General features: G+C 36.6%; 11 protein-coding genes. 5 read left to right on the top strand and 6 right to left on the bottom strand.

Translation table 11 applies throughout. The features are described from left to right. The first annotated feature begins 186 nt into the window (after positions 1–186). Positions 187–3,423, top strand: a complete 3,237-nt coding sequence (locus BC008_RS01170) for a tetratricopeptide repeat protein (protein ID WP_058182973.1) — start codon at positions 187–189, stop codon at positions 3,421–3,423. Positions 3,424–3,473: 50 nt separating this feature from the next. On the opposite strand, the gene BC008_RS01165 is transcribed toward BC008_RS01170, so the two are convergent. After that, complete coding sequence (locus BC008_RS01165; protein ID WP_058182972.1) at positions 3,474–4,466, bottom strand: lipase family protein; 993 nt, start codon at positions 4,464–4,466, stop codon at positions 3,474–3,476. Positions 4,467–4,628: 162 nt separating this feature from the next. Between BC008_RS01165 and BC008_RS01160 the strand changes: the two genes are divergently transcribed. Next, positions 4,629–5,105 (top strand): VOC family protein, encoded by a 477-nt coding sequence (locus tag BC008_RS01160; RefSeq protein ID WP_027846574.1) that lies wholly within the window; start codon positions 4,629–4,631, stop codon positions 5,103–5,105. Here the strand turns inward: BC008_RS01160 and BC008_RS50240 are convergent, their stop codons facing one another. Continuing rightward, positions 5,106–5,249 carry a hypothetical protein gene (locus tag BC008_RS50240; RefSeq protein ID WP_201026064.1) on the bottom strand — a complete coding sequence of 48 codons (144 nt, stop codon included), beginning with the start codon at positions 5,247–5,249 and terminating at the stop codon, positions 5,106–5,108. A 295-nt stretch (positions 5,250–5,544) separates the two neighbouring features. On the opposite strand from BC008_RS50240, the gene BC008_RS01155 reads away from it, so the two are divergent. Next, complete coding sequence (locus BC008_RS01155; RefSeq protein WP_027846575.1) at positions 5,545–5,844, top strand: DUF4282 domain-containing protein; 300 nt, start codon at positions 5,545–5,547, stop codon at positions 5,842–5,844. 601 nt (positions 5,845–6,445) lie between these two features. On the opposite strand, the gene hemN is transcribed toward BC008_RS01155, so the two are convergent. Both hemN and BC008_RS01145 read right to left on the bottom strand, forming a co-directional pair. Further along, positions 6,446–7,798: an oxygen-independent coproporphyrinogen III oxidase gene (hemN, locus tag BC008_RS01150; protein WP_036268622.1), complete on the bottom strand. Its 1,353-nt coding sequence runs from the start codon at positions 7,796–7,798 to the stop codon at positions 6,446–6,448. Between the two features lie 256 nt (positions 7,799–8,054). Further along, positions 8,055–8,762 carry a biliverdin-producing heme oxygenase gene (locus BC008_RS01145; protein ID WP_027847086.1) on the bottom strand — a complete coding sequence of 236 codons (708 nt, stop codon included), beginning with the start codon at positions 8,760–8,762 and terminating at the stop codon, positions 8,055–8,057. A gap of 718 nt (positions 8,763–9,480) precedes the next feature. Here BC008_RS01145 and acsF point away from each other — a divergent pair. Next, a complete protein-coding gene (gene acsF, locus BC008_RS01140) occupies positions 9,481–10,557 on the top strand; it encodes a magnesium-protoporphyrin IX monomethyl ester (oxidative) cyclase (RefSeq protein WP_027847063.1) in 1,077 nt (358 codons plus the stop codon). Positions 10,558–10,781: 224 nt separating this feature from the next. Here the strand turns inward: acsF and BC008_RS01135 are convergent, their stop codons facing one another. Together BC008_RS01135 and BC008_RS45660 are read right to left on the bottom strand one after the other, a co-directional pair. After that, positions 10,782–11,417, bottom strand: a complete 636-nt coding sequence (locus BC008_RS01135; RefSeq protein ID WP_027847055.1) for a glutathione S-transferase family protein — start codon at positions 11,415–11,417, stop codon at positions 10,782–10,784. A 231-nt stretch (positions 11,418–11,648) separates the two neighbouring features. Then, the gene (locus BC008_RS45660; protein ID WP_063800728.1) at positions 11,649–12,623 is read right to left on the bottom strand and encodes a WD40 repeat domain-containing protein; all 975 of its coding nucleotides are present in this window, start codon (positions 12,621–12,623) and stop codon (positions 11,649–11,651) included. Between the two features lie 423 nt (positions 12,624–13,046). Here BC008_RS45660 and BC008_RS01125 point away from each other — a divergent pair, with 423 nt between their 5' ends. Beyond that, a complete protein-coding gene (locus tag BC008_RS01125) occupies positions 13,047–14,894 on the top strand; it encodes a TAXI family TRAP transporter solute-binding subunit (RefSeq protein WP_027845611.1) in 1,848 nt (615 codons plus the stop codon). The last annotated feature ends 145 nt before the right edge of the window (positions 14,895–15,039 follow it).

Raw genomic sequence — 15,039 nt, 5'->3', positions numbered from 1 at the left:
CGTTAGCATAGCGTGCGCAAAGCGCATATGGAGCAAAGCGAAATGACGCAATCACAGGAGCTTGGGATTGCTGAGGACGCGCTCCGCGAACACGTTGTTCGCAATGACGGTAAATATTTTTGTCCACCAACTTATTCGACACTTTAATTGTTGTCATCATATTATTAGCACCTACAGGTTTAGTGTATGTCAATCATCACGATTCGGGAAACGGAAAAAACAGAGACGGGTTTTACAGCACGTTTAATTTTCGATCGTGGTGATGGTGGTGAATACTCTATTAATATTACCGATCCTTTCACAGCCGAGGAAGAACAGCGACTGGAATGGTATTTTGAAGAATGGCTGACTTACCCTATGTTAAATGGGAGGAAGGCTGAAGCTGCTAAAAACAGTGTTGCTGGTTATGGGGAAAGTTTATTTGAACAGGTTTTTAAGACCGATTTTGATGCTTATAGTTATTATCGTCAACTGCGGAATAATCTCAAAGAGGTAAAAATTGAGATAGTTGGCGATAGTCCCGAGTTTCACGCTTTACACTGGGAAGCTATGCGGGACAAGGATTTACCACGACCTTTGGCTGTGGATTGCGTGATGGTACGCAAGCGAGTTACGAAAGCAGCATCAGTACCTGCAAATATAGATAAATCACCTGTTATTAACTTGTTGGTGGTAACTTCCCGACCGAACGAAGAAAATGATGTGGGTTATCGTACTATTTCCCGTCCTTTAATTGAGGTGATTCAAAATAGTGAATTACCTGTCAATGTGGATTTATTGCGTCCAGGTACCTATGAAAGTTTAGAACGACATTTGGAAGAAAAAGGTGCGGGATATTATCATTTCATACATTTTGATTGTCATGGTGCATTGATGAGATATCAAGATATTCAAGAAGGGATGAGACGAAACCGCTATACCTACAACACAAGGTGGGGACGGGAAGATATTCAAGAATATGACGGGGTAAAAGCATTTTTATTTTTGGACGGGGAAAGTAAGGGAAAAGCCGATCCGGTGGAAGCAGGGGAATTAGCAAGTTTACTTACCGGGAAAAGGATTCCTGTATGTATCCTCAACGCTTGTCAGTCGGGGAAGCAGGTAAAAAGTGATGGAGAAACAGAAGAAAATTCCCGTGAAACTAGTTTGGGTAGTCGGTTAATGACTGCGGGAATGGAAATGGTGGTAGCAATGGGGTATTCGGTAACTGTTTCCGCTGCTAAGTTGATGATGAAACAGGTTTATAAAGAATTATTTGAGGGGAAGAAGATAACGGAAGCGATACGTTTGGGGAGAAGGGAGTTATTTAATAGTAAGACGCGCAAAGCTTATTTTAATACAGATATCGATTTAGAAGATTGGCTTTTACCTGTGGTTTACAGTAACCAACAGGTGAATTTGAATTTGGGGAAGTTTACACCCGAGGAAGAAGAAAAGTATTTTGAAAAATTAGCAAGTTCATATCAAAGTCAATATACACCCCCCGAATATGGCTTTATTGGACGGGATTTAGAAATTTTGAAAATTGAAAAGGCTTTGTTCCGTCATAATATTTTACTGTTACAAGGAATGGGAGGAACGGGGAAAACCACCCTATTAAATTATCTGTGCAGTTGGTGGGAAACAACTAATTTCTCCCCGGATATATTTTATTTTGGTTACGACAAAAAAGCTTGGACGCTGACACAAATAGTGTTTGAGATTAGTAAGCGGTTATATGGAAGATTTGAACTTGCTAATTTTCAAGCCGTGAACCTAACCGCACAGGTACAGAAATTACTCAAAAAACTGAAATCCCAACCCTACGTTTTGATTTTGGATAACTTGGAGTCGGTGACGGGACAAGCTTTAGCAATTCAAAATACTTTACCGTCAGACGAGCAAAAGCAACTGCAAGATTTTTTAACCCAGTTAGTTGATGGAAAAACGCGGGTGATTTTGGGTTCCCGCAGTGATGAAAGTTGGTTAAAAGGTGCTTTTAAACAAAATATCTACAAATTGCAAGGTTTAGATCCGCAAGCAAGAACAGAATTATCAAATAAAATCTTAGAGCGGAATGTAGGTAATGAGCGCAAGATAGCTAAGATTCGCGAAGATGGGGATTTTCAGAAATTAATGGAACTTTTAGCCGGGTATCCCCTCGCAATGGAAGTGGTTTTAGCGAACTTGAAAAATCTCTCACCCCAGGAGATTCTAGCGAAATTGCAAGCAGCAGATATTAACCTAGATACCGGTAGTGAAGATAAGACCCAGAGCATTCTTAAATGTGTGGAATATTCCCATAGTAATTTATCGCCGGATGCTCAGAAGTTATTGTTGTGTTTGGCTCCCTTTAGTGGGTTTATTTTGCGGCTTAGTATTCCTGATTATGCTAAGGAGTTGCAGAAGTTAGAGCCGTTTGAGAATTATAATTTTGATAAGTTTGATGAGGCGATTCAAGAAGCAATTAATTGGGGTTTGCTTTCCGATATCCCTTCTACTCCCTTTACAGGAGAAGAAAAATTATTACAAATTCAACCTGTTTTCCCCTTCTTTTTAAAAGCAAAATTAGCACAAATCGATGGAGCAACCCACGAAGCATTACAGGAAGGGTTTAAAAATCACTATCGAGTTTTAGCTAGTGATTACCAACTATTGATGAATTCTAAGAATGCGCAAGAAAGACAGTTAGGTATTAACTTCTGTCGATTAGAATATGAAAACTTATACAATGCCTTGCAGATTTGTCTAGAGAAGCAGGAAGATTTTAATATTTCTTTCTGTCTAGATGATTATTTTATACTAATTAACGATCCGAATAACAGAGCTAAATTTACAGCACAACTATGTCAAAAAATATCTAATTTCCCCCCTGAGTTCTTAGAAAGTAAGATTGGCTATCAAATTGGATTTGCACTCCACAGAAATGGTAGTAGTTATTTGGATATTAAACAGTATGAATTAGCAGAAAAAAACTTTAAACAAGCTTTAGAAGCATATGAAAAACTCAGAGAAGTAGAAGAAAGGGATAAGCAACTCTGGATAGCGACAACTTACCACGAGTTGGGAATCGTAGCACAAGAATTGCGCGAATACCAGCAAGCACGAGATTATTATCAAAATGCTCTGGAAATTAAAATCGAATATAGCGATCGCTATGGCTCTGCTAACACTTACCACCAGTTGGGAAGGGTAGCCCAAGAATTGCGCGAATACCAGCAAGCACGAGATTATTATCAAAATGCTCTGGAAATTAAAATTGAATATGGCGATCGCTATGAGTGTGCTGGAACTTACGGAGCATTAGGAATGCTCGCACAAACAGAGGAGAATTACTCAGAAGCTAGAAATTATTTGCAGCAAGCGTTGGAGATATTTGTTGAGTATAAGGATGAATATGCGGCTGGGGTAGCGCGGGAAGTTTTAGAGGATTTACCAGAATAAGGTCGCTGGGTGGAAGAGAGGGATTTTGCGATTATGTTGCGGTGCCTCTTTTACAACGCTTTCCGATAAGTTATGATGTCGTGATTATCTAAAATAGAACCCAATTGCTTACTAAAATAAATTGGTTCTCCCATATGCTGATAGCGTATGTCCATTAATGTAAGTTGATTGAGAAATAGCAGTCGACTAAAGAAATTTTGGATGGGATTAACCTTAGTGAAGTTGAAATTAGCTAAAGGTAATGTCGGTACAACATCTTCAGCGTTAGCAATCCGATAATATTCTATGTTTCGATTAGTAAATTGCTCCTTAAAATTTGGAGCTGCGACCCTAGGGCTAGCAAAAGTATAAAGGATAGGTTGAAATTTTGTTTGAGTTGCAACATGAAGTGCAGCAAAAGTAGCTAAACCTGCACCTAAACTATGACCGGTGATAAACACTTGGGAATTTGCTGGACATTGGGTAGAATCAGTTAATGTTTTGTGTACGGTTTCTGTTATCGCTTCCGAGTGACCATTCCGAGAAATCAAATCTGGATAACGACTTTTATTTTTTATATAAGAAAGATTACCGTCAGCAGTAAGACGAGCGTAATGCAAATTCCGATTCTTTACTGCACGGGTATATATTTTATGGGTTCCCACATTGACCAAACCTAATTCAGGGACACCGAGAAAATCTTCCTGATTGGAATTAAGATTCTGATACCATTCCTGATTTTCTCGCGTTCCCCGAAACACAATAAAAATACCTACATTTCCATCTTCCAAAATCCGCTTAGCGATAAACCCAAAAGTTACAGTTTCAGGACGTGTTAACCAAAAACCAGTAAATCGAAAAGTAGAAAGAATGGAATAATTTAAGCGTTCGGAAACATTACCTGTATGCAAATCAACATCCAGAAAACCCGTTTTTTCAGGTTCCAAAGTTTCTTTTTTTTGGTCTAGCTCATAAAAATGATAAGATTCCTCAACTAACATCGCTAATTCTTTAGCTCGCTTCAAATCAAAGCTAGAACCAGAAGGAATGTAAATTTCAGACATAGATTTTAGATATATAAATAAGTGTAAGCGTTAACCCGAATTTGATACAAGCGTTCGCTTTGCGCATGCCTATGGCTTATCGCACACCCCATTTAGACTAATAGTAGAAGGCAAAATATTTTGCCATTCTATTGTTGTTGTAGCTAAACAGTGTTTTCTTCCATGGTATCTACTCCCCAAAATCTAAAAAACCAAAGTAAACAAAGCGTATTGAATGCAGGTGATTTACGTAGAGTGCATCATATTGCTCTCAACGTAAAAGATATGCAAGCTTCCCGGTATTTTTACGGTACCATCCTAGGGTTACATGAGCTTACAGGTGAAGAGGTTCCTGAAACCTTAGTCAAATTAGTTGCAGAAGGAAAAGTTGCTAATTTTATTACCCCTGACGGTACCATTTTGGATCTATTTGGCGCTCCAGACTTAAATCCTCCCGATCCAGATCCAGAAAAAAACTTTACTAGAGCTTATCACCTAGCTTTCGATATTGCTCCAGAATTATTTGATGGTGCAGTTGAAGTGCTAAAACAAAATCAGATTACCATTGCTCACGGACCCGTAAGTCGTCCCACAGGGCGCGGTGTGTACTTCTACGACCCTGATGGTTTCATGGTAGAAATTCGCTGCGATCCGGAATAATTATTTTGAAATAATTGGTAATTGGTAATTGGTAATTGGTAATCGGTAATCGGTAATCGGTAATCGGTAATCGGTAATTGGTAATTGATAACTGACAACTGTCAATAAGTTTTCAGCTAAATATTCCTCGAAGTAAATGGACAAAGCTCATATTGTATGATATACCCATATCACAAGTCATTTTGAGTGGTTATGCTTATGACAAAATTAACAATTGTTAGATCTGTTAAGTAGGATTAAAGAAACAAATAATTTACAGATAAAGTCTCTGATTTATAACTGCATAGTGGTAACATCATGTACGATATTCCAAAACAGAATACAATAAAGATAGTTATTACTGCATGTCAGTGCAAAATTTATTGATTCTTGGTACTTTTGAATGAAAGTGAATAAATTTGACTGAATTGTCAGGGTATTAAAGGAAAATTAAAATTTTATGTCCCTAAGTAAAAACTTTTTTCTTCGGTTATTTGATTTTTCGTTTTCTAAGTTTATGGCTGTCGAAGCAGTAGAAATTGTTGGAATTTTTTACGTAATCGGTATGGTTTTTGCTGCTTTAATGGCTGTAGTAATAATTACGGAAGGTTTTAATAACGGTTTAACATTGGGAATTGGAAGTTTAGTTGTAGCTCCCCTAGTATTCTCGTCCTATATTATTCTCCTCAGAATCGGATTGGAAGAAATTCTAATCACACTTGGTATCAATGAAAAAACAAAACAGTTAGAAAATCCGTAAAAATCAATTTTTAAATTAGCATCAATGTTTCAATTTTTTTAATTAATCTGTTGACTTTATAGCTAGTTTTTTGATTGATGTTTAATTTGCTTCTCCACACATTGATGTAATTTATTTACCGACAAATGGTTGGTAATAAATAATTAGAAATTAATTTTTAACACCTTTAACTTCATTGTTCATTAAGTAAACTATACTTTTTCACTGAATCACACTGAATGCTACCGCTCAGTAAAGACATAACAAAATAACTCATAACTAAAAACCCAGTCATTACGACTGGGTTTTATTAGAACTGTGTTGACATAGTTTGTTATCAAGTTATTTATTTTTTTGAGTATATATGTCCTACGGAAACGCATTAACGCAGTGTGACGCTTTATAGACAGCAAAGCTGTATGACTGTCACGCAATACTATAGCTGCGCTACCTACGGATCCGGTACGCTACGCTAGCAACGCTAACATCCGCTAGGATGCGGGTAAACACAAAGTGTTAGCAAGGCGGGGGGTATAAGCACAGACACTGAGCGTGTTTACAGCGTCATGACCTACGCTAGCCGCTAATGACTCGCGCGTAGCGCTGTTCGTATCTGTGTTTCTCAAATTGCTCGAGAGAATTTTTGTTCTTTTTGAGTAATGTAAGTATCGAATATGACGGCAATATTTCTCACTAGTAATCTACCAACTTCCGTAACCTCGATGTGTGTTGATGATAGATGTACCAACCCATCAGCTTCCAAATTTTTTAGAGCTTGGAGTTCTCGAAAAAAGTAATCATCGAAATTGGTGTGATATTTCTCTTCGATATCTTGTTTGCAAAGTTGAAAGTTGGACATAATATTGACGATCACTTCTCGTCTGATGATGTCATCCCGGTTTAATTGAAACCCCCTGTACACCGGTAAAATTCCATCTTTAATAGCTTGATAATAATCCTTTAATTTTTTATAGTTTTGAGCGTAACTGTCTTCTAACAAACTTACTGATGTAGCTCCAAAACCAAAGAGTTCAGTTTCTGGATGGGTCGTATAACCCTGAAATGTACGTTTGAGTTGGAGGTTCCGTTGAGCGATCGCCAGTTCATCGTGAGGTTTCGCAAAATGATCCATCCCAATAAAGACATAATCATTATTTGTAAGTTCCTCAATAGTCATTTGGAAAATATCTAACTTTTCCTGAGGGTGGGGTAAAGCTTCTACAGGAATTTTTTTCTGTAACGGTTTGATCCAAGGAACGTAAGCAAAATTAAAAACAGCAATTCGATCAGGGTCTAACTGGATAGTCTTTTTTATTGTTTTGCGGAACCTATCGAGGTTTTGATAGGGTAAACCATAAATTAGATCGACATTTGCGCTTTTAAACCCAGCAACCTTAATCCAATCCATCACATCGAATAGTTTTTTTTCAGGTTGAATGCGATTAACAGCACTTTGTACCTGAGGGTTAAAATCTTGAATCCCAAAACTAATGCGGTTAAACCCCAAGTCCCGGAGGAAGAAAATATATTCTTTATCAACCTCACAGGGATTAATTTCTATAGATATTTCTGCATTAGAATTAACAGTAAAATTTTGGGTAATTTTTTTCCATAAGAATTCTACCTGTGACAAACTCAAATAATTGGGAGTACCTCCACCCCAGTGAACTTGAACAACTTCCCGTTGTGGATCGATTAGCTTAGCTGTATTCTCAATCTCTTTGACCAAATACTCCAGATAAAGTTGAGCAATATTTTTATTTTGAGAAAATATCGTATTACAACCGCAGTAATAACAAGGATTTTGGCAAAAGGGGATATGAAAATATAAAGCAAGTGGTGACCGTCGCAGATTAGAAGCTGTAATACGTGCTTGAAAATCTTTGAAGGTAAACTTCTCAGTTAATTCCGTCGCTGGTGGGTAACTAGTATATCTTGGTGTTGGAGTATCGTACTTTTTGATGATATCGAGCATTGGGGGGTTGGCGATTAGGGATTAGGGATTGGGGATTAGGGATTAGGGACTGGGGATTGGGGTGAAGCCCGCGCCTAACGGCGTTAGCATAGCGTGGCGTTAGCCATATGGGGATTGGGGATTATGTAATTGGTAATTGGTAAATCCTTCTCAATTCTTACTTCTTATTTCCTACTCCTCACTCATTACTTATTACTCATTACTTATTACTCATTACTTGTTACTCATTACTTGTTACTTATTACTCCTGACTTTTTTAACCGATTTCCGTACTACCAGAACTGTGATGACTTGTGAGTTTCTTAAATGTAATTTCCCCTATCGCATGGATCAAAATTGCTTCTAACTCTTGAATGATTTGCATATTGAGTGAGAAAGCATAGTTTGCTTCTGTAACTATTTTGTCTCTAGTGATATCGTCAATAGGTAAAGCATCTAACGCCTCCCTATATTTATTTTTAAATGCTTTTTTGTCGGGAATTTGTTCAAAATGATAAAAAGATGTACCCTGATATCCCTCTAGTTTGAGGGTGGATTGAGCAACTTTTTGCAACATCTGACCCCCAGAAAGATCACCCATGTAACGGGTATATGTATGACCAATTAATAATTCTGGCGATGAAGCAGAAAGTTTACGAATATGATTCACGTAACTTTTGGTAGTTGGAGATGGAGTAATTTTTTGTCGCCAATTTTTACCGTAGTAAAACTCTAAATCTTTTTCTAAATTAGCCTTACGATTCAGTTCGGGAAAATAAATTTTACTAACAATTGGATGATTTTGATGTGTTTGAACAGCCGCTTCTAGTTCGCCATAAACAAAATATAAATTACCTAAAAACTTTGCAAAACAGTCACGATCTACAACTCCGTTGACAAAGCATTTCATAAATCCTACGTTTTCCGCAGCTGTATGAGCTTTCTGCGTTCTCTTACGAAGCTCGATCGCTAGACCATTACTCATTATCAATTCCCTTATATTCAAATCCTGTTGTTTGTTGGATTTGCGCAGAATGAATCGGAAACTTCACCAGTTTAATAACTGGATTTACAGTTTGTTGAATTTATTTCCGAAACATGGATTCCCCTTCGATTTATTATTTTTGGCTTTCTTTGACCAAAATCGCCCGGTTCAGAGCAAAGACTATTTCCATGAAGATAAAATTTAGTCTTATAGACTCTTACTTAAAACTATTTAATCACTATTCTTCGTATCACTACACAAGCATTGACTTTTCTTAACAAGTGTTTATTGGGGATTGGCGACTAGCGACTGGGGATTGGGTAACGGAAACAAAATTTTTTCTTTCTTAAGTTGCGGATGCTCATATCAAAAATAAGGTTTAGTTAGTAGATAACTATATATGAAGTTCTAAATATGAAGTTCTAAAATAAATGGTGTTTTTATGGGTAAGGAATGAGAATTTAATAACCTGTAATTCTGAAATTTGGAATGGTGCGTTACTAACGCTAACGCCAATCCCCATATGGCTAACGCCACGCTATGCTAACGCCGTTAGGCGCGGGCTCACCCCAATCCCCAACTCCTAAGTAAATATCCTCAAAATCATCCACCTATCAACAATTTTTTTGAAGAATCCTTCAGATAAGTTAACCAATTATAGATTTACTGAATAAATCGTGTTTATATAGCCTTGTAAGCATTAAATGGCAGAATTCTCATGGTTAAATCGCTTCAAACCCTAGAACCGGAGATGCTCAAACCGGGAGTTAAAGCGCCGGTAAAGGAGACATTACTAACGCCCCGATTTTACACTACTGACTTTGAGGCGATCGCGCAGATGGATTTCTCTGGGCATGAGTCTGAGTTAAAAGCAGTAATCGAGGAGTTAAAATCAGATTACAATCGCCATCACTTTGTGCGTAGTGAAGAGTTCGAAAAGTGCTGGGACAGCATTGATGGAGAAAAACGTCTTGCTTTTATTGAGTTTCTAGAACGTTCCTGTACTTCTGAATTTTCGGGATTTCTGTTGTTTAAAGAGTTGTCGCGACGACTCAAAAATAAAAACCCCCTACTTGCGGAAGGTTTTGGATACCTATCGAGGGATGAAGCTCGTCATGCAGGCTTTTTGAATAAAGCAATGTCAGACTTTAACTTGTCTTTAGATTTAGGTTATTTAACTAAAAATCGTACTTACACTTTCTTTCCTCCAGAATGGGTGATTTATACAGTCTATTTATCAGAAAAAATAGGTTATTGGCGTTACATAATTATGTTCCGTCATTTGGAGTCACATCCAGAGAATCAATTTTATCCGCTATTTCGCTACTTCGAGAGTTGGTGTCAGGACGAAAATCGCCATGGAGATTTCTTTAAGGTATTGGTGAGATCCCAAGGGAAACTTTACGATAATTGGAAAGCTCGGTTATGGGTACGTTTCTTTTTACTTTCTGTATTTGCTACTCACACCCTGACGGTATTAGAGCGTTCAACATTTTATGATTCCGTTGGTTTGGATGCTCGACAGTACAATATTGATGTGATAGAAAAGACCAATGAAACTGCGGCAAGAGCATTTCCTGTCATTTTAAATACTAAGCATCCAGACTTTTTCCGTCGCTTAGAAAAGTGTTCTGAGAACAATGTGAAATTGACTGAGATTAACAACAGTAACAGACCCAAAATTGTTAAGTTATTCCAGAAAGTACCGTTAATAGCTTCGACTGTCGGTCATTTATTACGGATTTATCTGACTAAACCTATTGATGCTGAGGCTACAAGAGAAATGGTTTGTTAGTCAGTTAATGCGCAATACCTACGGTACGCTTACGCTAGGAACGCGCACGCTTCGCTAACAGTTTATGGCTAACGCCACGCCCTTACGGGCTACAGTTCAAAGTTAACAGTTAACAGCTAATGTCAAACCCTTACGGGCTCAAGTGAAATGCTAACTGTTAACTGTTTTATTGGTAGCAATTTCGTTGCATTCGCTTCTTCTTTTAGAGTTCTCTTACTTTGTCCCTAATCTATCTTGGCATACGTATCTTCATCAGCCTTTTGAAAGGCAGGGCGTTCCATTAGCCTAGCAAGATAAGTTTTAACAGGGCTATCCTGTTGGAGCATTCCCAGTTTTAATGCCCATAATAAGACACCACCTGTCACTACATCTGCAGCAGTAAAGCTGTTTTCTACTAAATAATTATTATCTTTGAGGAGTTCATTTAGGGGTCCACACACCTTCGCGAACCATTGTGTAGCTTCCTCCGGCGTAACTTTTGCTTGTGCTTGTTTAGGCAATAACTTTTCTGGTAAATCTGGTAACACATGAAACATATATTGCTCTACTGGGGCTTCCAAAGTTAGAGAAGCATAAAACATCCATTGATAATAATATGCCCGTGCAGATGATTCTAGTTTTGGTGCAAAGCCTCGCTCCAAATATTTATCAGCAAGATAAGCACAAATTGCTGCCGATTCAAAAATAGTTACATTTTCGTCAACCAATACTGGAACTTTACCATGAGGATTAAGGTTGGCATATTCATTTGAGCGAGACATTTCCATTGTGACATTAACCAAATCGTAGGAAATATCAATTTCTTCCAGGAGCCATCGAGGACGAACTGCTCTTGTTGTAGGTATGTAATAAAGCTTCATAATCTCAAGTATTGCAAAAATCTACTAAGGTTAAAATTAACTCTTTTCAGATTTTGATACTGCTGGCGAAATAATCTTTAATATCTAAAAGACTGATTAATTTTGTAGGCTTTATTAAAAAAATAGAAGTTTATAATAGCTAGAATATTATTATGGAGGACTGTCCGCTTGATAATACTACATTACCAGAATGTATTGAACATCCACTTTTTTCTATTTATTCAGCAAGCCCTAATTATTTTTATTGGTAGCAATACCATCACACAAGCGTCTATCATCTTCGCTGACGTCGGGGTGATTTTGCAGATAATCGCGTATTAAATTGCAGCCTTCATCTAGCAAACTTTCTAAATCAAAGTTCCACAAAATTACTGTACCGTCACCTGATGCAGAAGCAATGGTCTTACCGTCGGGGGAAAAGTTGACACTGCTAACTCCTTGGGAATGACCTTTAAGGGTTGTAATTTCTCGACCAGTGTTTATGTCCCAGAGTTTAATATCCCCATCAAATGAAGCAGAAGCAATCGTTTTAGCATCTGGAGAGAAACTAACACTAGAAACTCCTTGAGAATGTCCTGGAAAGGTTTTGATTTCCTTTAATTCTCGGTCTGTTTCGATATCTATATTTTGATTGTCACCAAAAATACTAGTAACTTTAACTCTTCTAAATATATTATTTTCTTTAATTAAATTAACTTGTGATTGAAATTGGTTAAAAGTTAATGCAGTTTCTAAACAGTAATTACCAGAAAAATAATCCCATTCTCGCCATGGTAATCTGTGCAAAATATTCTTAGTTGATTGGCATTTTATATCTTGAGCATCAATAATAAATATGATGTCATAATTGGAACTTAATTGAACAACTCCTGCTAATTTTGGTTTAATCCCAACAAGCCAATGATTTAATTGTGCGCGTAAATATTCAGCAAATTGTTCGCATTCCTGATAACACTCAGACCAAGAAAAATTAGTAACTTGTTTGCGTTTAAAACCAATTCTTGAAGGATTAGTCAGCAGAGTATATTTATCAAGCCATTTTTGATATAAAACTGGAATTTCTGGGGCGCTAGGAAGTTGAATTTCAATCTCTGTCGATTTATCTTCAGGATTTGCGGCGATCGTGATGGTGTTTACTTCTTGACTGAAACCTCGTAAAAAGTCACCATCGCCAAATTTTAACTTCACTAGTGTTTCCATATCCATAAGTAACTACTGCATAGCAATACGTAAAACTGTAATCTGATTCGTCTAATTCACTACGGTATCTTATAGTCTTAGGATTAAATAAATTAAGCTATACAGTTACTATTTATACTGAAAGGGAATTATGTCTCATGTGAATGAGAAGCCGATCTAATATAAATTTCTCAATTAGATTGACACTTTTCTAAAGTAAATCCCCCAGCTTAGATAATTTCATAACTAATAATTTCATTAGTCAGAATCTCATAAACTAAAAATTAAGGTTAGTTTAAATTGTGATTAATTTTTCCTTTGAAGCGAAAATAATATGGAATCCTGCAAACCTCAAGTGTAGCAACCAGAATAAAGAGCTAACAAACTATTTCATCTAAAAGGTAAAAGCTAAGAAATTAATTCTGCCAGTAGTGTTAGATTTACCATTTTATGACAATGATAAAGTATAAATCTCGACTCATTATTTTATTTGTTCTGGGATTACTTATTTGTTCCTTTATCAGTTTATTTCGCAATCAAAAACAGTACCTGGTAATTGCAGCAGGAAAACCCAACGGAGATAGTTTTATATTTGCCAAAAAATTAGAACAGGTAGTCAATAACTCTAATAGTAATATTGAACTTAGTGTTCTTAAACGCACTGATGGCACTCAGGAGAACCTAGAATTACTAAAGAAAGGACGAGTACAGTTAGCTATGGCTCAGGCTGATATACCTGCACCATCAGAAGCGCAACTTGTATCTTTACTATTCCCAGATGTGTATCAATTAATCGTTAAAAAAGATTCTGGAATTGTCAGTATTCTGGATTTAAAAGGAAAGCGAGTTGTCTTACCACCTTCAGGTGGAGGTCAAATACAATCTTTTGATTTTTTAATGGAACACTATGGTTTACTCAACAGAAAATTAACCAAATATTACATTGAACACGACTTCAAATATTCAACAAACAAATATAAATTTTATTCTGTAGAAAGTAGTAACCCAGACAAAGCATTTTGTGCCGGTCAAGCAGATGTGGTATTTCATGTTCGTCGTGCAGGTAATTATTCTATTCGCAACGAAATTTTTAAAAATAAACACTGCAATGCAAAATTAATACCCATCGAACAAGCTAAGGCGATGAAAATAGAACATCCAGATTTAGATGAGGCTATTATTCCTAAAGGAGCTTATCAAGGTAACCCACCAATTCCTGATCGAGACTTACCTACTATATCTGTTAATAGATTATTTTTAGCACATGAAAGTGTTGATAAAGAGGTAATTCGTAAAATTACTAAAATTCTCTACGAGCATCGTCAAGAATTAGTATATGGGTGCAAAGATAATAATATTTTTGAAGAGAATCAAAATCCCACATGCGAATATAAAGAAAATCAAGTACCAGCTGCAGCCTTCATTCGTAGACCCGATAATCTTAGTGGAGCAGGTGGAACTGGAAGACCAATTCATCCCGGAGCAAAAGCTTACTATCAAAAGGAAGATCCTACATGGTTTGAGCGTTATTCGGGAATCATGGAAGTTCTCGTTGCAATTGCATTCCCATTTGTTTCTTGGTTAGTACTTTTATTCCGAGAAAATGCAGTGAAGAAAAATAAAGCTGATGATTATATTTTAGAAGTAACTGCCTTGATGGATGCAGAAGAGTCCATAAAAGCAGCAACTTCTTTGCTCGCAGCTTATAAATCAAACCAAATCGATGCGATGGAGGAACTACGTTTTAATATCATTAATAAAACTGCAAAAATACTACTGTGTACTCAAAAAGCTCAGAATGCTCGCAATAAAGGAAAAATTTCTCGTGAATCTTTAAAATCTTTTAGAAAAACTCTGCAAATAACTGTCGGTGTCATCGAACAAATTCCTGAGTCAGAAGAAATATTTAACGCTATTGTGCAAAAAGCCAAAAAAAATATGGAAAAAGAGCATAACAAGCGTTTGAGAAATCAGTTGCTATCTTTAATTCTTATTTGGGAACAGTCTTTAGGAATCAGCAAAACTTTGAACATAAAAATACCGTATATATCTCAGACACAAAATCAGATGGAAAAGAGTTTAAACAATATTTTGGATCGAGTCAAAGGAAAAGCTAAACAGCAACTCAAAAATTTAGAACCATCTGAATTACTTAAGTTAGAAAGCAAAAATATTCGCCAAGACTTGGAAGCTATATTCAAACGTTCCGTCAATGCTTTAGTAGAAGAAAGAATATCTCAGGATTCCTTCCAGTCATTTAGGGTAGTTTGGCAAATAGCTGTTGGTGAAGTAACTTAAGATGAATAGATTATATGGAATTTTAAGTTCTTGCAGGTCTTAGTAATGTAGACTCTAATTGTTCCATATTTTTTGAATATTTTGAAGAGGGATGAAGCGATCGCAATTAAATATAAAACAGTTATACTTACAAAAATAAAACCAT

The organism is Mastigocoleus testarum BC008, from assembly GCF_001456025.1.
GTDB classification, from domain to species: Bacteria; Cyanobacteriota; Cyanobacteriia; order Cyanobacteriales; family Nostocaceae; genus Mastigocoleus; species Mastigocoleus testarum.
Note: the sequence above shows the minus strand (reverse complement) of the source record. Positions and strands in the feature narration are given on the sequence as shown.

What these genes read in the sequence shown, in the direction of transcription:
- BC008_RS01170 (WP_058182973.1), top strand. Translation starts at nt 187, where the DNA reads ATGTCAATCATCACGATTCGGGAAACGGAAAAAACAGAGACGGGTTTT.
- BC008_RS01165 (WP_058182972.1), bottom strand. Translation starts at nt 4,466, where the DNA reads ATGTCTGAAATTTACATTCCTTCTGGTTCTAGCTTTGATTTGAAGCGA.
- BC008_RS01160 (WP_027846574.1), top strand. Translation starts at nt 4,629, where the DNA reads ATGGTATCTACTCCCCAAAATCTAAAAAACCAAAGTAAACAAAGCGTA.
- BC008_RS01155 (WP_027846575.1), top strand. Translation starts at nt 5,545, where the DNA reads ATGTCCCTAAGTAAAAACTTTTTTCTTCGGTTATTTGATTTTTCGTTT.
- hemN (WP_036268622.1), bottom strand. Translation starts at nt 7,798, where the DNA reads ATGCTCGATATCATCAAAAAGTACGATACTCCAACACCAAGATATACT.
- BC008_RS01145 (WP_027847086.1), bottom strand. Translation starts at nt 8,762, where the DNA reads ATGAGTAATGGTCTAGCGATCGAGCTTCGTAAGAGAACGCAGAAAGCT.
- acsF (WP_027847063.1), top strand. Translation starts at nt 9,481, where the DNA reads ATGGTTAAATCGCTTCAAACCCTAGAACCGGAGATGCTCAAACCGGGA.
- BC008_RS01135 (WP_027847055.1), bottom strand. Translation starts at nt 11,417, where the DNA reads ATGAAGCTTTATTACATACCTACAACAAGAGCAGTTCGTCCTCGATGG.
- BC008_RS45660 (WP_063800728.1), bottom strand. Translation starts at nt 12,623, where the DNA reads ATGGATATGGAAACACTAGTGAAGTTAAAATTTGGCGATGGTGACTTT.
- BC008_RS01125 (WP_027845611.1), top strand. Translation starts at nt 13,047, where the DNA reads ATGACAATGATAAAGTATAAATCTCGACTCATTATTTTATTTGTTCTG.